Source organism: Pseudoselenomonas ruminis, from assembly GCF_008271295.1.
GTDB lineage: Bacteria > Bacillota > Negativicutes > Selenomonadales > Selenomonadaceae > Selenomonas_A > Selenomonas_A ruminis.
In genome coordinates, this window is sequence record NZ_VTOY01000002.1 from 74,118 (window position 1) to 92,312 (window position 18,195).

Annotated in this window: 22 protein-coding genes and 2 tRNA genes; 2 read left to right on the forward strand and 22 right to left on the reverse strand. The window is 47.8% G+C overall.

Going from position 1 to position 18,195, the window contains the following annotated elements:
- Positions 1 to 500: 500 nt before the first annotated feature.
- The 16 genes from FZ040_RS03995 to murI form a co-directional block, all read right to left on the reverse strand.
- Positions 501 to 1,160 (reverse strand): TatD family nuclease-associated radical SAM protein, encoded by a 660-nt coding sequence (locus FZ040_RS03995; RefSeq protein ID WP_149170827.1) that lies wholly within the window; start codon positions 1,158 to 1,160, stop codon positions 501 to 503.
- Position 1,161: 1 nt separating this feature from the next.
- Positions 1,162 to 1,986, reverse strand: a complete 825-nt coding sequence (locus FZ040_RS04000) for a pyridoxamine kinase (RefSeq protein ID WP_149170828.1) — start codon at positions 1,984 to 1,986, stop codon at positions 1,162 to 1,164.
- 34 nt (positions 1,987 to 2,020) lie between these two features.
- A complete protein-coding gene (queF, locus tag FZ040_RS04005; RefSeq protein ID WP_033169996.1) occupies positions 2,021 to 2,515 on the reverse strand; it encodes a preQ(1) synthase in 495 nt (164 codons plus the stop codon).
- A complete protein-coding gene (locus FZ040_RS04010; RefSeq protein ID WP_149170829.1) occupies positions 2,515 to 4,215 on the reverse strand; it encodes a bifunctional diguanylate cyclase/phosphodiesterase in 1,701 nt (566 codons plus the stop codon). The genes queF and FZ040_RS04010 overlap by 1 nt, the downstream gene beginning before the upstream one ends.
- A gap of 184 nt (positions 4,216 to 4,399) precedes the next feature.
- Positions 4,400 to 5,152: a succinate dehydrogenase iron-sulfur subunit gene (gene sdhB, locus FZ040_RS04015; RefSeq protein ID WP_074513728.1), complete on the reverse strand. Its 753-nt coding sequence runs from the start codon at positions 5,150 to 5,152 to the stop codon at positions 4,400 to 4,402.
- Between the two features lie 18 nt (positions 5,153 to 5,170).
- On the reverse strand, positions 5,171 to 7,078 hold the full coding sequence (gene sdhA / locus FZ040_RS04020; protein WP_149170830.1) for a succinate dehydrogenase flavoprotein subunit: 1,908 nt from the start codon (positions 7,076 to 7,078) through the stop codon (positions 5,171 to 5,173).
- 31 nt (positions 7,079 to 7,109) lie between these two features.
- The gene (locus FZ040_RS04025) at positions 7,110 to 7,736 is read right to left on the reverse strand and encodes a succinate dehydrogenase/fumarate reductase transmembrane subunit (protein ID WP_149170831.1); all 627 of its coding nucleotides are present in this window, start codon (positions 7,734 to 7,736) and stop codon (positions 7,110 to 7,112) included.
- Positions 7,737 to 7,770: 34 nt separating this feature from the next.
- Positions 7,771 to 8,337, reverse strand: a complete 567-nt coding sequence (locus FZ040_RS04030) for a Fe-S-containing hydro-lyase (RefSeq protein ID WP_149170832.1) — start codon at positions 8,335 to 8,337, stop codon at positions 7,771 to 7,773.
- A 21-nt stretch (positions 8,338 to 8,358) separates the two neighbouring features.
- Positions 8,359 to 9,201, reverse strand: a complete 843-nt coding sequence (locus FZ040_RS04035; protein ID WP_033170002.1) for a fumarate hydratase — start codon at positions 9,199 to 9,201, stop codon at positions 8,359 to 8,361.
- Positions 9,202 to 9,476: 275 nt separating this feature from the next.
- On the reverse strand, positions 9,477 to 9,959 hold the full coding sequence (locus FZ040_RS04040) for a metallophosphoesterase family protein (protein WP_149170833.1): 483 nt from the start codon (positions 9,957 to 9,959) through the stop codon (positions 9,477 to 9,479).
- A complete protein-coding gene (gene rdgB / locus FZ040_RS04045; RefSeq protein ID WP_149170834.1) occupies positions 9,956 to 10,555 on the reverse strand; it encodes an RdgB/HAM1 family non-canonical purine NTP pyrophosphatase in 600 nt (199 codons plus the stop codon). The genes FZ040_RS04040 and rdgB overlap by 4 nt, the downstream gene beginning before the upstream one ends.
- 16 nt (positions 10,556 to 10,571) lie before the next feature.
- Positions 10,572 to 11,318 carry a ribonuclease PH gene (gene rph / locus FZ040_RS04050; RefSeq protein WP_149170835.1) on the reverse strand — a complete coding sequence of 249 codons (747 nt, stop codon included), beginning with the start codon at positions 11,316 to 11,318 and terminating at the stop codon, positions 10,572 to 10,574.
- 60 nt (positions 11,319 to 11,378) lie between these two features.
- Positions 11,379 to 12,038 (reverse strand): coenzyme F420-0:L-glutamate ligase, encoded by a 660-nt coding sequence (locus tag FZ040_RS04055; RefSeq protein WP_149170836.1) that lies wholly within the window; start codon positions 12,036 to 12,038, stop codon positions 11,379 to 11,381.
- A gap of 15 nt (positions 12,039 to 12,053) precedes the next feature.
- Positions 12,054 to 12,605, reverse strand: coding sequence for a hypothetical protein (locus tag FZ040_RS04060; RefSeq protein WP_149170837.1), 552 nt, complete (start codon positions 12,603 to 12,605; stop codon positions 12,054 to 12,056).
- 27 nt (positions 12,606 to 12,632) lie between these two features.
- A complete protein-coding gene (locus tag FZ040_RS04065) occupies positions 12,633 to 13,064 on the reverse strand; it encodes an acyl-CoA thioesterase (RefSeq protein WP_149170838.1) in 432 nt (143 codons plus the stop codon).
- Positions 13,065 to 13,149: 85 nt separating this feature from the next.
- On the reverse strand, positions 13,150 to 13,929 hold the full coding sequence (gene murI / locus FZ040_RS04070) for a glutamate racemase (RefSeq protein ID WP_149170839.1): 780 nt from the start codon (positions 13,927 to 13,929) through the stop codon (positions 13,150 to 13,152).
- Positions 13,930 to 14,045: 116 nt separating this feature from the next.
- Between murI and FZ040_RS04075 the strand changes: the two genes are divergently transcribed.
- Positions 14,046 to 14,134 (forward strand) — tRNA-Ser (locus FZ040_RS04075).
- 11 nt (positions 14,135 to 14,145) lie between these two features.
- Positions 14,146 to 14,236, forward strand: a tRNA-Ser gene (locus FZ040_RS04080).
- A 123-nt stretch (positions 14,237 to 14,359) separates the two neighbouring features.
- On the opposite strand, the gene FZ040_RS04085 is transcribed toward FZ040_RS04080, so the two are convergent.
- From FZ040_RS04085 to sstT, 6 genes are all read right to left on the reverse strand, one after another.
- Positions 14,360 to 14,797: a hypothetical protein gene (locus FZ040_RS04085; protein ID WP_149170840.1), complete on the reverse strand. Its 438-nt coding sequence runs from the start codon at positions 14,795 to 14,797 to the stop codon at positions 14,360 to 14,362.
- A gap of 142 nt (positions 14,798 to 14,939) precedes the next feature.
- Complete coding sequence (locus FZ040_RS04090; protein WP_149170841.1) at positions 14,940 to 15,326, reverse strand: hypothetical protein; 387 nt, start codon at positions 15,324 to 15,326, stop codon at positions 14,940 to 14,942.
- 93 nt (positions 15,327 to 15,419) lie between these two features.
- Positions 15,420 to 15,803, reverse strand: a complete 384-nt coding sequence (locus FZ040_RS04095; RefSeq protein WP_149170842.1) for a hypothetical protein — start codon at positions 15,801 to 15,803, stop codon at positions 15,420 to 15,422.
- A 148-nt stretch (positions 15,804 to 15,951) separates the two neighbouring features.
- On the reverse strand, positions 15,952 to 16,152 hold the full coding sequence (locus FZ040_RS04100) for a hypothetical protein (protein WP_149170843.1): 201 nt from the start codon (positions 16,150 to 16,152) through the stop codon (positions 15,952 to 15,954).
- A gap of 17 nt (positions 16,153 to 16,169) precedes the next feature.
- Positions 16,170 to 16,676 carry a hypothetical protein gene (locus tag FZ040_RS04105; RefSeq protein ID WP_149170844.1) on the reverse strand — a complete coding sequence of 169 codons (507 nt, stop codon included), beginning with the start codon at positions 16,674 to 16,676 and terminating at the stop codon, positions 16,170 to 16,172.
- Between the two features lie 177 nt (positions 16,677 to 16,853).
- Complete coding sequence (sstT, locus tag FZ040_RS04110) at positions 16,854 to 18,128, reverse strand: serine/threonine transporter SstT (protein ID WP_439653902.1); 1,275 nt, start codon at positions 18,126 to 18,128, stop codon at positions 16,854 to 16,856.
- Positions 18,129 to 18,195: the final 67 nt, after the last annotated feature.

An 18,195-nucleotide genomic window follows, 5' to 3' on the forward strand; every position in this document is an offset into this window, starting at 1 on the left:
GAACAACATATCTGGAGCTAAGAAAGGATGTGGTTGTTTATTGAAGATATCGCTTTGCTACACTGCTTCTTGTAGCACTGACTAGCAAGTGCATCGGTGAAGAAAATGATTATCCACCAGGCGGAAGCGAGACGTAATGATGGTCAGGTGGCCGCCAGTCGTACTCTGAGCCAGTGGAAGTCGGCAGCACAACGTCAGAAGTCGAAAGGGAGCAACAGCTATCCCGGGTAAATCTTTACAAATCATCTGGAAACCATCGAAACTTTAGGAACCCTATCGTTATCGATAACGGCAAGATGAACATTGAAAAGGTGTACACATCGTGATGTATTGTCACAAGGTTTCAGCTGAACGTCTACATACGTAGTAACCTGTGCGCGTGATTCTTACTCGAGAGAGAATCAGGCAGACAAATGAATATGAAGGACAGTTAATATCTATGGTTATCAACAAATAAAAGCCGGTTCACAAAATGTGCGAACCGGCTTTTTTCGTGCGTCTTAATTGTCTTCGTATGGGCGGACCCGCAAGGTAAGCCCCCGCCCTTTGCAAATCTCCTTGCACCGGGCAATTTCCTCGGGACCCTCTACCTGGTCCACAATCGTCAACACAACATGAGGTATATATTTTTTGCTATGTTCTGCAAAATCCAGCATAGCCTGATAAGACTTTATGCCGTATTTTGCCCGTGTAAGCTCATAATAACGCTCCGCATTCGACGCATTGAGACTGATGGAAACCGTGTCCAAAACTCCCTGGAAATCCGCAGAAATCTCGCGGCCATATTCCAACTCGCCCAAGCCATTGGTATTCAGACGGGTCGGCAAAGCTGGATGCTTTTCCTTGACATAGTGCAGCAGCTCTACCAGCGTATCGAGCTGCATCGTCGGTTCCCCGAATCCGCAAAAAACAACTTCTTTGATATAGTCCCAAGGAGCTCCATCCAGCGCCTGCTTGAATTCCTCTACTGTCGGCTTCTTTTTGAGCCACAACGAAGATTCTTCTGCCATCTTTTTCATATTGCGCAGGCAAAACGTACAAGCACAATTGCATTCGTTTGTTACATTGACGTAGAGGTTGCGCTTGCCCTCCGGCTGAATGCGTAGACTCTCCTCAAACGGCAGATATCTGCCGCCCTCATGCGTTGCATAAACCAGCATATTATTTCAGCTCCCTAAGATATTCTTCAAATGGCAATCCATAGTTCCAGGGCAAATCTAATTTCACCGCATACGCCAGGCATTTGCTGATGAAATCAGCAGCCTTGCGGACGCTCTGCTCCAGCGTCTCGCCGTTAATCAGGCTTCCCGCTACGATAGCTGCAAAAGCATCCCCGGAACCAGACCGGTCACCACCAATTTTTTCGGATTCCAGCACAGTTCCCCGCCCAGCTTCATAGATGAAATTCCGGATTGTATCCCCTTCACTGAGGCCCGTGATAATAACCTGTGATGGCCCCTGGTCCGCTAAGGCCCCGGCCATGTATTCAAGCTCCTCATTGGAAACCCGCCCATCCTCCGGGTAGGGAATCCCTAGCAGCTGGCATGCTTCCGTGAGATTTGGCGTAACCAAATCCGCATAGACCAAAAGCTTGCGCATCTCATCGCACATTTCCTGCGTATACGAACTGTATAGTTTGCCATAGTCCCCCATGACGGGATCCACCATCACTCTGGTAGCCTGCTGCTTAAAGCGGCGGATAAAGTCCGCGACAATCTCAATCTGATGGGCCGAACCTAAAAAACCGGTGCATATACCATCAAAGGACAGCCGGTTTTTTTCCCAGCTGTCCATATAAGGCCGCATGCGGTCTGTATAATCATCAATAAAATGGTCGGGAAATCCAGTGTGAACCGATAGAATTGCGGTAGGCATAGGACATGCCTGTATCTTCATCGCCGATATCAGCGGCAACTCCACTGCCACTGAGCACCGGCCAAAACCGGTAATGTCATTGACCAATGCGATACGCTTCTGATGTTTCAACGGCATATTGTCCCCTTTCCTATTCAAAAATCAATCAGCGATTGTCCACTTTATCCATCGCGACCATATCATGCTCAGCAAAACGGTGCCAAGCCAGTTCCTCGTACTTCGTACCAGGTTTTCCGTAGTTAGCATACGGATCGATGGAAATGCCGCCGCGCGGCAGGAACTTGCCCCAAACTTCGATATACTTGGGATCCATAAGCTTAATCAAGTCCTTCATGATGACATTGACTACATCCTCATGAAAATCGCCATGATTGCGGAAACTGACCAGATACAGCTTCAGCGATTTGCTTTCAACCATTTTTTCCTGCGGAACATAGCTGATGTAAATCGTAGCGTAATCCGGCTGGCCAGTAATCGGGCATAGTGCCGTAAACTCCGGGCAATTGAATTTAACCCAATAATCATTTTCCGGGTGCTTATTCTGAAACGTCTCCAGAATCTCCGGACAGTAATCGTAATGATAGTTTACCTTCTTCTTTCCGAGAAGGGTAATCTCTTCAGCAACTTTATCGCGTGACATCAATTTTTCTCCATCTGTAAAAACTTTTCTTCAAAATTTTCGACGCTTTCAGGATGTCCAAACAAATACCCCTGAATCGAATCCGCCTTGCATTCCTTGGTCAACAGTTCGTACTCCGCCTCTTCTTCTACCCCCTCGATACAACATTTGATACCGATACTATGGCAAAGTGCTACTACATATTTGACCAGCCGGCGGTCAAAGTCATTCTCAAGAATCTTCTTCACAAACTCGCGGTCAATCTTTACGATATCGCAGGATAGATACTTGAGCGAGGCCAGCGAACTGTATCCTGTGCCAAAGTCATCCATGGCAATCGCCAGTCCCTGCTGACGGAATTCATCAAACTGCTTGTTGACGAAGCTCCAGTCCGCAACGATCTTGCTTTCCGTAAGCTCCAGGATAATTGCCTCTGGCGGTATATCATAACGCTGCAGGCATTCTGCAACAAACTTCTTGAACGAAAGATCCTTGACCTGTTCATAGCTCATGTTGATGCTGACACGGAAATTCGGGACGACCTGCCGCCAGCGCTTACATGTTTTGACTGCCTCCTCAAAAATCCACTTGCCCACCGGAATGATGAGTTTTGTCTCTTCGAGAATCGGAATAAATTCCATCGGAGCAACCATGCGCCCTTTCGGATTTTTCCAGCGGAGCAGTGCCTCAGCACCGATGAGCTTTTGCTCTACGGCACTGACTTGCGGCTGGAAAAACAGACTGAATCCTGTACAGCCATTTTCTACACTGTCCCAAAGGCTGTCGCGCATGGATATGGAACGAACCCAGCGGTTGTATTCCTCTTTGCTGAACATCACATTGCGATTTTTGCCCTCGCGCTTGGCAATGTCCATTGCAGCCTCGGCATGCTTATGAAGGACCAGATAATCCTTGCCGGCAGCCGGATAAAATACCGTACCACTCGAAGCCGTACAAAAATACTGATGACCATCGATATCCTGCGGCCGCGAAAGTGCACTCTGCATGCTGGCAAAGATATCATTTACCTCTGCTTCCCCAGCGCCCGGATAGATAATACCGAACTCATCGCCATCCAGTTTGAACAACGTCAACGCCGGTGGAAGAACATTGGCAATCAATCGCGATACGCGCTTCAATACCTGATCACCAAGCAGCCGGTTGTAGGTCTCATTGATAATCTTAAAATTATCCAAACCAACTACCATAATTGCGCCACCTTCACCGGTTGCACGATATTCCGCTAAAGCCCGCTTAACCGCGTGCTCAAATTGATATTTATTCAAGAGCCCCGTAACTTCGTCAGCCTGATTGCGCTGTGCCATCCTCGACATCATGCCCACAAACATACTCGGTTTTCCGTCCCGGTCTGTTCCAACGCGTCCACGGCAACGAAGCCATGTATACTCGCCTTTCCGATTCTTGACGCGGTATTCCATCGCATACTCAAAAAAAATCTGCGAAGTGTGGATACTGCGCATCGAAGCTAAATATGGCCCTCGCTCCTCTGGATGAATCAGCGGTGCCCAATTGGCATCAAAATCTTCCATGACCTCACTGGGCAATTCAAAATCCTGCACCAGATTCGGAGATACCATTACAATGTTTTCCTGCAGATCTGTAAAAAACAGATAATCTTCGGTTGTCTTTTTTAGCAGATCAAAAAAGAACTTAAAACGTTTCAAACATGGGCTCAAGGGGATACGATTATTCTTTCTCATAATTATCATCCTATTTGCCAAATTATACGTATAGGGTATTCACCCATTCTCCTCTTATCATATACCAAAACACTAATAAGAATCAAGTCTTATCCCCATCCACAAATTATATGCAAACAAAAACTTCCGAGAAAAACAAAAGACCTGCTCATAATGAGCAGGTCTTTATCGTTCTTGCTAACGCTTATTTGTTGAAGATATTCTTGAGTGCCTGTTTGTTGACATCGCGGTTCAGCTGTGCAAGATACGTCGTCAGTTTGATGTTCTTCGGGCAAGCCTCGACACAGTTCTGGCTGTTGCCGCAGCTCGTGATACCGCCTTTTTCCATCAGGGCGTTCAGACGCGTCGGAGCATCGAACTTCCCAAGCGGATGGAGGTTGAAGAGGTATGCCTGTACCGTCGGGGACGGTCCGATGAAGTCGGACTGCGGACCAACATTCGGGCAAGCCTCGAGGCAGCAGCCGCAGGTCATGCAGTGCGAAATCTCATAGGCCGTCTCAGCCGTATGCGGGTTCTGGATCGGTGCATCTTTGACATCCCAAGTGCCATCGACTTCAATCCAGCCATGAATGCGTTTGAGGCTCTCGAACATAACGGAACGATCGATGAGCAGGTCACGGATAACCGGGAACGTGCGAGCCGGAGCCAGGTGAATCGGCTGCTCAAGGTTGTCAACCAGCGAGCAGCAAGCCTGACGAGCTTTGCCGTTGATAACCATCATGCAAGCACCGCAAACCTTCTCGAGGCAGTTGCATTCCCAAACAACCGGAGCGACTTTCTTGCCGTCAACGGTTACCGGATTTTTCTGGATTTCCATCAGGGCGGCAACGATGTTGAGGCCCGGACGATAATCTACTTCGAACTCCTGCGTATACGGCTTGTCATTTGGGCCGTCCTGGCGTTCGATAACGAGTCTGACTTTCTTCTGTTCTGCCATTCTATTTGTCCTCCCCCATTACTCTTTCTTAGCTACAGCGTAGTTACGCAGACGCGGCTTGATGAGAGAATGCTCGAACTCACGATAGGAAACCTCCGGCTCGTTGTTAGCAGCGTCGAAGGAAACAACGGTCGTGTACATGAATTTCTCATCATCACGGCCAAAGAATACGAGATCATCATTGCCATCATCCGTCATAGCACGGCCAGTCTCAGCATCGAAATGATACTTGCCGGTCTTCTCATCGAAGGCTTTCTTCTTTGCATCATCCCACTGATCATAGTCGGATTTGAGGACAATCTTCGCATGAGCACCACGGCTCTCGTCACGCAGCAGTGCGGACTTCGTGATGGCCATTGCATAGATAATCATGTTGCGGAGCTGACGAACAAACATAGCTTCCTGGTTTGCCCAGTTGCCATGGTCCGTAACACCGATGTTCTCCCAGCGTTTGAGCAGCTCATGAAGCTCCTTCATGCACTGCGCAAGACCTTTGTTATCACGCTCAACGGAAACATATTTGTACATGATGTCACCGAGTTCATGATGCATCTGATGTGCGTTCTCCGGACCATTCATTGCGCGGATACGGTCGAATTCTTCTACGCACTCTTTGCGAGCTGCCTCGAGCTCTGCTTCCGTAAGAGGATCGCCGAGTTTGCCGCTGCGCGCAAGACGCAGGGATTCCGGACCGGAAATCGTACCGGAGTAGGTTGCCGACAGCAGGGAGTTTGCACCGAGGCGGTTAGCACCATGATACTGATAATCGCACTCGCCAGAAGCCATGAGGCCTGGGATATTCGTATGATGTTCACGGTCAACCCAGATACCACCCATGGAGTAATGGATTGACGGGAAGATTTCCATCGGTACCTTACGCGGATCTTTACCTACGAAATCATCATACATCTCGAGAATACCGCCGAGTTTGCGCTCGAGGTAATCTGCCGGGATATGCGAGAGGTCGAGGTATACGCGGTTCGGGTTCTGCATGCCGAGGCCCATGTGAACAACGACTTTGTAGATAGCACGGGAAGCAACGTCACGCGGAACGAGGTTGCCATATGCCGGATACATATCCTCGAGGAAGTACCAACGCTCTTTCTCGTGCGTCTCCGGATTCTCGCGATAAACCCATACGCGGCCACCTTCACCACGGCAAGCCTCAGACATCAGACGGTTCTTATCCGAACCTGGGATTGCCGTCGGATGAATCTGCAGGAATTCCGGGTTGCCGATTTCAGCGCCCTGCTGATAAACAGCGGAAACTGCCGAACCGTTACAAATCGTGGAAGCCGTGCAACGGCCATATACCTGGCCAGGGCCACCCGTTGCGAGGATAACAACATCAGCCGGGAACGAAACGATTTCGTTGGAATTCATGTTCTGAGCAACGATACCACGGCAGACACCATCTTTGTTCTTGATGATTTTAATGAATTCCCAGAACTCATATTTCTTGACGCCGCCCTTGACTTCCCAACGACGAACCTGCTCATCAAGAGCATAGAGGAGCTGCTGACCCGTCGTGGAACCAGCAAATACCGTACGTTTATTTTTCTGACCACCGAAGTTACGGAGATCGAGAACGCCTTCCGCCGTACGCGTGAACGGAACACCCATGCGATCGAACATCTTGACGAGTTTCGGAGCTGCCTCAACCATGCCTTTTACAGCCAGCTGGTCAGCCAGGAAGTCACCGCCGTATACCGTATCATCGAAATGTTCATAAATGGAATCATGCTCACCTTTGGTATCCATGCAAGCATTCATACCACCCTGTGCACACAGGGAATGGGAACGTTTTACCGGGCAGTACGAGAACAGGTCTACTTTACCGCCGCCTTCGCAGATTTTCAGCGCAGCCATGAGGCCAGAGAGGCCGCCACCTACGACAATAATCTTATTTTCAGGTTTATTAGCCATTGATTTTCTCCTTTTCTTTGCGATACTTCACTTACATTACGAAGTAGCTGCCCATGAATACCAGCGTAATCAGGCAGAGAAGAGCGCAGAGACCCATGCTGCAGAGACTGACGACGTTCTGGATGCGCGGGCCCTTAGCAATGCCCCAAGTCATGCAGAAGGTCGTGATACCATTGCAGAAATGGAAGATTGCGGCGAACATACCAATAATGTAGAGTACAGCGATAATCGGGTTGCCCGTGAACATGCTATGGAGCAGTTCATAGGAAATCGGCGTACCGCTGATAGCCTTCGTAAAGATACGGAGATCAAATACGTGCCATGCCAGGAAGAAGACCAGGAGCCAAGCCGTCCAGCGCTGGAAAGCGAACTGCCAGTTGCGGACATAGCCATAACGGCCCGGGTTGTTGTTAGCCTGACGGCAGATGTAAATACCATAAATAGCATGGAACAGCAGCGGAACCGCAATAGCCCCAACCTCAAGGGCGAGGAAAATCGGTTTCGGAATAAGCTCCATCGTTGCAAGTGCACCATTCAGCACCGGAGCGCCGCCGAGGGCCATTGAGTTGGTGAAGATATGCTCAAAGAGAACCATACCCAAAACCAGGAGACCCACTAAAGAATGCAGACGACGCAGATAAAAAGTTGTGTGAAACATTCTGTACCTCCTAAAAATAATTCCAATACCTCTATCAGTAGCCTTTCAGCGTACGATATTTAGCCTGATTCGTCTCATAAAGGTTATTACCCTCACAGTCGATAACAACGATAGCCGGGAAATCCTCAACCGTAAGCGCAGCAACAGCCTCAGGGCCGAGCTCCGGATAAGCAAGGACTTCATATTTTTTAACCGACTTTGCAATCAGGGCAGCAGCACCACCAACAGCAGCAAAATACGTAACACCGTTTTTCTTCATGGACTCGATAACAGCCTCAGAACGGGAACCTTTACCGATCATACCTTTAATACCCTGCTCAAGCATTGTCGGCGTATAAGCATCCATGCGGCCAGAGGTCGTCGGACCGCAGGAACCGATCGGATCGCCCGGTTTTGCCGGCGTCGGTCCCAGGTAATAGACCATCTGGTTCGTCCAGTCAACCGGCAGCTTCTCGCCACGTGCGAGCGCTTCCGTCATTGCCTTATGAGCTGCATCACGAGCAGCGATAATCGTACCGCTGATCAGGACTGCATCACCAGCATGCAGCTGGCGGGATTTCTCTTCCGTAAACGGAGTCTGAATTTTAATTGGTTCTGCCATTGTTATTCCTCCTATCTCAAATCAAAGCGTACGGGATGCATGACGCATTGCATGGCAGCAGATCGTTACAGCGACCGGCAGGCCTGCGATATGCGTTGGGCCCCACTCAATATTGACTGCAAGAGCGGAGGTCGAGCCGCCGAGCTGCGGTCCGATACCCGTCTGATTAATGAGATCCAGGAGTTCGCCCTCGAGTTTTGCGTATTCCGGCATCGGATTACGCTCATCAATGGAGCGAGTCAGTGCCTTTTTGGAAAGGAGAGCGGCACGATCCATAGTACCACCGATACCAACACCGACAACCATCGGCGGGCACGGATTCATGCTTGCATGGAGAATGATATCCATGACAGCTTTCTTTACGCCCTCAACGCCATCAGCTGGAACCAGCATCTTAACGCCGGATTTGTTCTCCGAGCCAAAGCCTTTCGGTGCAACCGTAATCTTGAGTTTGTCACCCGGAACGATTTTCGTATAGATAACGCCCGGCGTGTTATCCTTCGTATTGACACGATTGAACAGCGGCTCCGCAACAACAGATTTGCGCAGATAACCTTCCGTGTAGCCCTTCGAAATACCTTCGTTGACTGCATCCTCCAAAGAACCGCCAGTGATATGAAGGTCCTGGCCTACTTCGAGGAATACAATCGTCATGCCGGTATCCTGGCAATACGGACGATCCTCAGCACGTGCGATTTCTGCATTCTTAATGATCTGGTCAAGAACGTTCTGAGCGACAGGAGAAACCTCCGTCTCACGGCCACGTTTGAGGCCCTCATAAACGTCTTTCGGCAGATAATAAGCTGCTTCCTTGCACATCTGTGCTACGTTTTCAGTGATTTGTTTTGCGTCGAGTTCTCGCAAAGTAATCCCTCCCATAAATACAACTTATCACACATCTGTAGATTCATCATAGCACATTTCCCTATGCCATTCAAGCACCTGGAAAAGTGCCGCAAACCCGCGTAAATAGTGAATTTCGTTCACTTTTCACTTCACTCAAAAACAGGTCTGTATGATATATATCACATCACTATATTTATTATCCATTGAGGGAAAAATTCCTGCTGCTTTTTATTTTTTTCGTAAAAAATGTATTATTATTTTTTATTTTTTCATGGCAGCAAAATTATATCAGTTTATATCCGTATCAACTTGACTGCTGGCTCCTGATCCGGAACCAGTTCTGCCACCATAAACGACCCACGACTGGCATCACGCGGGCGAGCCACACTGCCAGGATTAAGTATCATGACCTCACCAGTTGACAAGTCAGCCACATGCGTATGCCCATAGACAGCAATATCGGCCTCCTGCTCGCGCGCGGCCAGTTCAAGATTCTGCGTGGAAAAAGTCACGCCATAAAGGTGTCCATGCGTAAGCAAGATGCGGTGGCCGCCCAATTCAGTAATCACGGTATCCTCGAGCCGTGACATCGGCCAGTCATTATTACCGGCGACTTTTACGACTGGCACATCGGTCACCATCTCCAGATATTCTGCATCCATGGCAATATCACCAGCAAACAGCCAGGCCTCTACCTCCGCCGATGCTGGATGCTGCAGCATGGTATCCAGGGCACTTGTATTGCCGTGACTGTCGCTCACAATTCCTATTTTCATTTCAGGTAATCCTCCAACGCTTTAGCCAATTCCAAAAGCGCCTTGCCCCGATGACTGATGGCCTGCTTCTCCTCCAGCGTAAGTTCCGCCATAGTACGGCCCGGATACTCAGCCGGATAGAAATACGGATCATAGCCAAAACCATTTTCTCCTTTAGCCGTCAACCTGACCTGCCCATCGCATCGTCCATCTGCCGTCAGGATTTTCCCATCGTTCCCGATAAAGACCAGCGCGCAGCGATAATCCGCAGCTGATTCAGTAACACCAGCCTTCTGCAGCTCTTCCACCATCTTTTCGTTATTGGCCGCATCATCCGCATGATAGCCGGCAAAACGGGCCGAATAGATTCCTGGTGCACCACCGAGCACCTCAATCTCAAGGCCGGAATCATCGGCAATGCAGGCACAGCCCGTCTGCTGCTGATAAAACGCCGCTTTAATCCTGGCATTTTCCGCAAAGGATTTTCCATCTTCAACAGCATCGGGAAGCGGGCCAAACTCTGCCAGCGAAACCACTTCTACCGGCAGTTCCTTCAACGCCGCTGCCATTTCCCTTACCTTGCCCTTATTCTTGGTTGCGATTACGATTTTTTGCATGCTATTTCTCCTCGTCTCAGCCTTCACGCCCTACCAGCCATACCAACTGCCCGCCTAAGATATCCTTTTGATAGGAAATCAGCTCCCGGCAGCCCTTTTCGCCCAAGCGGAGCAATTCCACCATCTCCTCATGGGAGAACGGACGGCCCTCACCGGTTCCCTGCACCTCAACAAACCGGCCGTCACCGGTCATTACCACATTCATATCGACAATTGCCTGCGAATCCTCTTCATAGCAGAGGTCAAGAATCGGTTCATTCTCGTGACTTATGCCCACGCTGATAGCCGAAACAAAATCCTTTACGGGGAAGATGTTTCCTTTTTCGTAAAACGTCGAGCAGGCTTCCACCAATGCCACAAACGCACCGGTAATAGACGCCGTACGCGTGCCGCCGTCAGCCTGAATGACATCGCAGTCAATCATGATGGTACGCTCGCCGATTGCCTTGGTATCTACCACCGACCGCAGACTGCGCCCAATCAGGCGTTCAATCTCCTGCGTACGCCCCGACTGCTTGCCACGGACTGCCTCACGCTGGGTGCGCACACCGGTAGCACTCGGCAACAGCGAATACTCTGCAGTAACCCAGCCTTCCCCGGTCCCTTTCAGGAAAAATGGAACCCGGTCTTCTACCGTAGCGGCACAAATTACTTTGGTATTTCCCATTTCAATAAGCACCGACCCTGCCGGGTATTTCTGAAAATGACGATGGATGGTGTAATGACGCAGCTGTTCTGCACTGCGGCGGTCGATTCGTTCCATAGAAATTCCTCCTATATATGAAAAGCCTTCCCCATCAGAGGAAGGCTATCAAATTCCGTCTTAGTTATTTTCCTGATACTGCTTGTAATTCTTGATGATGCAAATCGGCGTTTTCTGAGATGCATTGCCGAACGGATTATCAATCAGTAGCTGTGCAGCCTTCGGGCCATCGACTTTATCCGTAACACCAACTACGCGGGAACGCTTGAGGTCATTGACGTCCGCAATCATCGCACCAAAGCAGCCAAGTCGCTCCTGGATTTTCTTTACGACTTCATTCGGCTCGCCCGGGCCATAAACGATGCACTTATCGAACGGCGGCATCGTACCCGTAACATCATCAATCATGGCCGTTTCCTTGCCGCCCCAAACATAGAACATGCCGGATTTGCCAAAGATTTTCGCAATAAAGCCTGCGAACAGCGCAAACGCTACGCGCCATTTACCCTCTACATTCATCAGCGACTGCATGCCATGCGGCGAAGCCAAAGAGCCGTAATCCGGAATGAAGCGGCAGCAGAACTGTGCCACTTTGCTGATTTTGAGGTCTTCCGGACGCACATAGCGGCCCTGCGTGATAGCAACAACACTCTCTGCGCAGCAGAGCAGGTCGTTTTCGCCAATCTTGTCTTTCGTATAGCGTTCAATCGTATCAACGATATCATCTTTCTCAGTCAGGATGCGCGTCGGCACCGGGATGAGTTCTAATTCTTCTGCCATTATTTCGCTTCCTCCTCAGTCTTGTACCAGCTGAACATTTGCCAGCTTCGCAATCTCTTCTGCGGTGAATACCAAACGGATTTTCCGATAATGCCACGGCGTACGGCCCGTCTCCATCCAAATGAAGTCAACCGGCAGGTCAACCATGTGCGAAAGGGCCTCTTTGAGGCTCATACCCTTGCGCGGCGTCAGTTTTACCTTGGCATAGATGTTCAGCTTATCCTCGCCATGAGCATCGCCCTTCTTCTGAATCAGAACAGCCTCGAAATACTCATCCTCGCGCGGCTCACCCTCGCGTTCCGCGATGCCTTTGACTTCGATTCCATCGTACTGCTCGTACGGCAGCTGGATGTGGTTGATAGCATCCATGATGGTTGCACACTGCTTGCCTTCATTATAGAAGTTCAGTTTTTTCGACAGCACAATGCTGTTTTCATCCTGCGATTCCACCACAACCGGCGCACTCGTATCCACACGAATGTCCTCTTTACCTGCAGCAGCAAGATAAAGATTAGCTGCTACTACGGCCAGTACAATCAAGCCAACAATAACGTATACGATTGTCACAATTATTCCTCCCTAAAAATCAGTTCATTATTTCGACTGCAAGGCTTTCTCTTTTGCCATTGCCGCCGCTAATATCCGATAATATTTTTCCGGCAAACGGGTTATGTGCCCAGTCTCTTTGCTGGTAAACACATTCTGGGAATGGCCAGTTACCATAACCTCACCATCTGCTTTGCGGATAATCCGATAGTCAAAAGCCATCTTGGCCTTGGTAAGTGCCGTGGGCGTCGTCTCAATCAGAACGACATCATCAAATTTCCCCGGCGAAACATACTTTGCCCGTACATCCGTAATCGGAAATACAAAGCCATCGTCCATCAGCTCACCCAAGGTAATGCCGATAGAACGCAGATATTCCACCCGGCCAATTTCAAACCACCGGATATAATTGGAATGATGAACTACAGCCATCGCATCGGTATCGTAAAAATTCACGTGATGTTCCGTAATGACTGGCATGCAATCCCTCCTGTCGGAAATCTTATTTCCTTATTAATAACAAGACACAATGTATAGCCTAGAACAATTACCGTCTAAAGTCAAGTCAAATCCTGTACATCTTCTCCAGCCGCTTCAGATAATTCTGCAACCGGGAAAGTTCTGTATCCTCCTCAACCAGACGTCCGGAATAATAATACTCCACCGATGGACGATTCTGTTCCAGCTGATTACGTTCCTTGAGCCGGCGGATAAGTTCCCGTACCGTCCCCTCATTGCCGTCGACAAACTGTACGTTGTCGGGCAGCAATTTGCGCATGGTATCCTTAAAATAATTAAAATGGGTACACCCCAGCACCAGTGCCGAATACTCCGAAAAATCGAAGGGGGCAAACTGACTGGTCAAATAGTCCGTCACCGCCTGCGATTCAAACTCCTGACGCTCGGCAAACTCTACCAAACCTGGCAGTGCCAGCCTGTCAACCAAATGGTCCTTATCCACCTTCTCGATGAGCAGTTCCATCTTGCGTCCCTTTACGGTAATGGGCGTTGCCGTCACCAATACCCGATGCTCCCCATCCATATCCAGCGCCTTTTTAGCCGCTGGTTCCATACCAATGATGGGAATATCGTAACGGCGGCGCATCTCGGCCACAGCCACCGAAGTTGCCGTATTGCAAGCCGTAACAATCGCCTTGACATCCTTTGTCATAAGGAAATCAAAAGCCTCCGCCACGAAATCACGAACCTGCTGCTTGCTCTTGGTTCCATAGGGAACATTGTCTTCATCGGCAAAGAACACAAACTGTTCATGAGGCAAAACCTTCATGGCGTGATGGAGCACCGACAAGCCGCCCACTCCCGAATCAAAAAATGCGATTTTCATGCACTCAGCTCCTAAACGCATTCGTTCTTACGAAAATAATTCAAAGGCTATTATAACAGTCCCCCTGCCATTTGACAAGACATCCTGCCACCTGCTATAATATATCTGTTCACTATGGAGAGGTACTCAAGTGGTTGAAGAGTCCGGTCTTGAAAACCGGTAGGCTGTAACAGGTGCGTGGGTTCGAATCCCACCCTCTCCGCCATATAAATACATGGAGTGGTACTCAAGAGGCTGAAGAGGACGGTTTGCTAAATCGTTAGGCTGGGTAACCGGTGCGGAGGTTCGAATCCTCTCCACTCCGCCATACGAAAAGTAACGCCAGGTTTTAAACCTGGCGTTTTTTGTTTTGCTCTTATTCTAATGACGACAATTGATAATATTTGCCCTTTTTCGCCATAAGCTCCTCATGCCTGCCAGTTTCAACTTCTTATAACCGGCGCATTGCTGGCCCAACACCAGTCAACCAAGATAAATCAACATGCCAACAATTCCACACTAATATTTGTATCATTATTAATAACATGCCAATAATAATTATCCCCAAAATTACATATACTCCTTCTTTTTTTAATTCATTTTCTGATATTTTTCGAGGATTATCTAGCAGAAAATACTGACCACATCTATACAACCATTCTCCCCCAACACCACCAAAAAAAATCCCGAATAATTTAAACGGCTGAAGTCCAAGTATTCCCTGCCTCAAAAAAAACGGCCAATAATTCCAAAATAATACAAGATACGTTATTGTAAAGCAAAAAATATACGAATGTTTCCGAGTGCAAAGGATCCAAAATTTACCGCGATCAACTATATCATCCGCAAGCTTCTTTTTTTCATTAAACCAATCAATCAGATTCATCATCACATTTTCCTCACAATTGCTCCGTCATTGTTTTATATAGGTCAGTCACTAAACTATATATTCTTTCCTACTCCTTAGCAGAAGATAATTTATCATATTCAGCAACTACATCCTTCCAATCTTTAAATGCAGTTGTTAGCACTTATAACTTAGCAATTAATTCCATCAATATAAGTATAAAAACAATTCCAAAAGATTTATACGAAATTCCTCTATATTGATTCCATGTCAAAATCCCCGCTCCCAAAAATTCTCCTAATAATAATGAAAACAAAACACTTACGCCAATATCTTTGCTAACGACTCCAAGCTCTAACACTATAACACTTATCGCAATTAATAACGCCATAACAATCAACCATATCATTATACGCGGCCATTTATACTTCCTACAAAACAGCAACGGCAACAACAAACAAGCTATACCTGTCGATACTAATATAACCATTTGTTTAGGCAGCAAATATTTTCCTATCGCACAAGAGGCCATCCCAGCTCCAACAATCAATTCCTTATTTTTTAGCTTCATTATCTTCATCTTCTTTCTTTGGAATATCATCCTTCACTCTATTAGCCAATACTGATAACCTCCCCCTTGCGAGAATCGATAATACCACGGACGCTATATTTTAACGATTACTGACAACACAATAACCAAAAAGGCACAAAAAAACTCCCCATAAGCAATCTTCCTATTTTGTGACCACGCCAAAACACCAAAGAGCAAAAAAAACAACGACAAAGATCCACATATAATATAATCACTGATATCAGCACTAATAATTCCCTGATTAAATAAAACTCCCGCAATCAAGCCAACCATAACTATAACAAACCAAAAATATACCAACACCGATGTCACTCTTCTAACAACAAAACAGAATAATATTCCTAAAAACGCCAAACATATACACATAAATATAGTTTGATTTTCTGTTGATAAATATTGACACAATCCCATCGATATAAAAACCACACTAGAAATCCATTTTTTATTATTATTCATTATTTATCCACCTTATCGATACCATTTTTCAAAGATTTTGCCCCCATAGTAATTAAAGCTCCCATAACAACAGAGCCACCAAAAGACAAAGCACCCACCACTGCTGTTGGTGCCAACAGGTACGATGCAATAACTCCTGTTCCAACAGCTACTTCCCATGATAATCATCATATATATTTTTTCCACTCATAGCTATTCCTACCAGACCAAAAGTTTTCCCCAAGGTTTTAGCAACCTGATACGTTTGATGAATCCCCGGATAATCTGTTACCATTAAGTTTCGATTCGTCCAAGCCATTGCATCATTCACATAACCATTGGCCTTTTTAATACCACTTTTTTGTGCCACCCCCAGAATCCTGTCGACTATTCTTTGATATCATTTACCGCTGTACTAGCAACATTTTTTGCCTCATCAGCTAAATTCTCTGCACTTTCTATCGCATGCTCCACCGCATTGCTGGCATATTCTTTCCCCGTATCTACCATTTCCCCAACCTTATCAGCAACCTGGCTTGCGTTATCACTAACGTGTTCATAAGCAGCTTCCATTGTCTCACCAACATTGTCAGCCACCTTGTCTATCGTATCGCTAACATAATTTTTGGCTTCGCTCGCCCAGTCACTAATGTCATCGACCGTTTGACTCAGCATATCGCTAGCGTACGTTTTACCAGCCTCAATGGTATCACCTACTTTACTTAGCGTCTGACTTATATCATCAACAATACTTGTTTCCGTTACATCGGTAGGTACCAATGAAGATACTCCAGCTGCAAAAGAGTCATACGCCTGCTTGCATCCTGCAGCTATATCGTTATACCAGCCGCCTGCACATCCATACGCTGTCACAGACATATCATTATCCCCCATATTATCAAACACTCTTTAGCAGAAAATCGATTATATTCACCTTCTATTACCCTATACCTTAATTCTAAATAAACTCTATTATTATCATTAACATTTTCTTATCCTGCCCTGCGAATATAAAAAACCTCCTGTCCAAGGCTGCCCTTGAACAGGAGGTTAAAATTACTTTCTATTCTCTTAGTCTTCTTCCACGGCTGGAATCATATCATCTGCTGTCAGCGTGCCCGCTTTTGCCCGCTGGGCAAATTCGGCCGTGGCGGTGAACAGGACATCGCTCGAGCTGTTGAGTGCCGTCTCACAGGAATCCTGCAACACGCCGATGATAAAGCCGACGCCAACAACCTGCATGGCGATATCATTGCCGATGCCAAACGAAGAGCAGGCTACCGGAATCAGCAGCAGCGAACCGCCAGCGACGCCGGATGCACCACAGGCACCAACCGTTGCAATGATGCAGAGAAGCAGTGCCGTCGGCATATCGATATCAATGCCCAGCGTATGAGCCGCTGCCAGCGATAAAACAGCAATCGTAATCGCTGCGCCGCTCATGTTAATCGTTGCACCGAGCGGAATGGAAATCGAATACGTATCCTCATCAAGGCGCAGGCGTTTGCAAAGCGACAGATTCACCGGAATATTAGCTGCCGAACTGCGCGTAAAGAACGCATAGATCCCGCTTTCACGAAGCGTCGTCCAAACGAGCGGGAACGGGTTGCGATGAATATGTGCATAGACGATAAACGGATTCATGATGAGCGCTACCGAGAAGAATGCACCGAGCAGAACACCAAGCAGCTGAACATAACCTAAAAGCGCGCCCAAGCCGCTTTCCCCAATCGCATTGGCAACGAGGCCCATGATACCAAACGGAGCAAAGCGGATAACCCACTGAACGATTTTCGTCACCGTTTTGGCCAAATCATTAATCATGACTTTCGTGGTATCCGAAGCGTTATGCAATGCAAGACCGCAGAGAACACCCCAAGCCAGAATACCGATGTAGTTTGCCGAAGCGATTGCATGAATCGGATTGTCCACCACACTCAAAATCAAGTTATGCAAGACTTCCAGGATGCCGCTCGGCGGAGCGAGTTTGGCGTCAGCCATCTGCAGCTGCAGGCTGGTCGGGAAGGCAAACGAAAAACCAACCGCTACCAGCGACGCCAGGAACGTAGCAATCACATAGAGCTTGACAATAGGGCGCATCGAGGCGCTGGCATCGGCATTTTTCTGCGCCATCGCATTCATGACGAGCACAAACACGAGAATCGGTGCTACGCCTTTGAGTGCCCGCACGAAGAGGTCACCGAAAATTGAAATCACGGGAACCGTCTGCGGTGCAAACACCGCCAGGATAATACCGATTACCAGACCGACAGCAATGAGTTTAATCAGTGCCGTCTCCTGATATTTTCTGCCAATCTTTTTTAACTGATTAGACATGCTAACCATCTCCTTTACAACCTTTTGCGAAACAATGCGAATCCGTCCGCGTAATAAGTACATGTGTTAGTATATA

What these genes read in the sequence shown, in the direction of transcription:
- sdhA (WP_149170830.1), bottom strand. Translation starts at nt 7,078, where the DNA reads ATGGCTAATAAACCTGAAAATAAGATTATTGTCGTAGGTGGCGGCCTC.
- FZ040_RS04055 (WP_149170836.1), bottom strand. Translation starts at nt 12,038, where the DNA reads ATGGCAGAAGAATTAGAACTCATCCCGGTGCCGACGCGCATCCTGACT.
- FZ040_RS03995 (WP_149170827.1), bottom strand. Translation starts at nt 1,160, where the DNA reads ATGCTGGTTTATGCAACGCATGAGGGCGGCAGATATCTGCCGTTTGAG.
- FZ040_RS04025 (WP_149170831.1), bottom strand. Translation starts at nt 7,736, where the DNA reads ATGTTTCACACAACTTTTTATCTGCGTCGTCTGCATTCTTTAGTGGGT.
- FZ040_RS04095 (WP_149170842.1), bottom strand. Translation starts at nt 15,803, where the DNA reads ATGAATAATAATAAAAAATGGATTTCTAGTGTGGTTTTTATATCGATG.
- sdhB (WP_074513728.1), bottom strand. Translation starts at nt 5,152, where the DNA reads ATGGCAGAACAGAAGAAAGTCAGACTCGTTATCGAACGCCAGGACGGC.
- sstT (WP_439653902.1), bottom strand. Translation starts at nt 18,128, where the DNA reads ATGGTTAGCATGTCTAATCAGTTAAAAAAGATTGGCAGAAAATATCAG.
- FZ040_RS04030 (WP_149170832.1), bottom strand. Translation starts at nt 8,337, where the DNA reads ATGGCAGAACCAATTAAAATTCAGACTCCGTTTACGGAAGAGAAATCC.
- FZ040_RS04065 (WP_149170838.1), bottom strand. Translation starts at nt 13,064, where the DNA reads ATGCCAGTCATTACGGAACATCACGTGAATTTTTACGATACCGATGCG.
- queF (WP_033169996.1), bottom strand. Translation starts at nt 2,515, where the DNA reads ATGTCACGCGATAAAGTTGCTGAAGAGATTACCCTTCTCGGAAAGAAG.
- FZ040_RS04085 (WP_149170840.1), bottom strand. Translation starts at nt 14,797, where the DNA reads ATGATGAATCTGATTGATTGGTTTAATGAAAAAAAGAAGCTTGCGGAT.
- FZ040_RS04010 (WP_149170829.1), bottom strand. Translation starts at nt 4,215, where the DNA reads ATGAGAAAGAATAATCGTATCCCCTTGAGCCCATGTTTGAAACGTTTT.
- FZ040_RS04105 (WP_149170844.1), bottom strand. Translation starts at nt 16,676, where the DNA reads ATGGGGGATAATGATATGTCTGTGACAGCGTATGGATGTGCAGGCGGC.
- rph (WP_149170835.1), bottom strand. Translation starts at nt 11,318, where the DNA reads ATGGAACGAATCGACCGCCGCAGTGCAGAACAGCTGCGTCATTACACC.
- FZ040_RS04090 (WP_149170841.1), bottom strand. Translation starts at nt 15,326, where the DNA reads ATGAAGCTAAAAAATAAGGAATTGATTGTTGGAGCTGGGATGGCCTCT.
- murI (WP_149170839.1), bottom strand. Translation starts at nt 13,929, where the DNA reads ATGAAAATCGCATTTTTTGATTCGGGAGTGGGCGGCTTGTCGGTGCTC.
- rdgB (WP_149170834.1), bottom strand. Translation starts at nt 10,555, where the DNA reads ATGCAAAAAATCGTAATCGCAACCAAGAATAAGGGCAAGGTAAGGGAA.
- FZ040_RS04040 (WP_149170833.1), bottom strand. Translation starts at nt 9,959, where the DNA reads ATGAAAATAGGAATTGTGAGCGACAGTCACGGCAATACAAGTGCCCTG.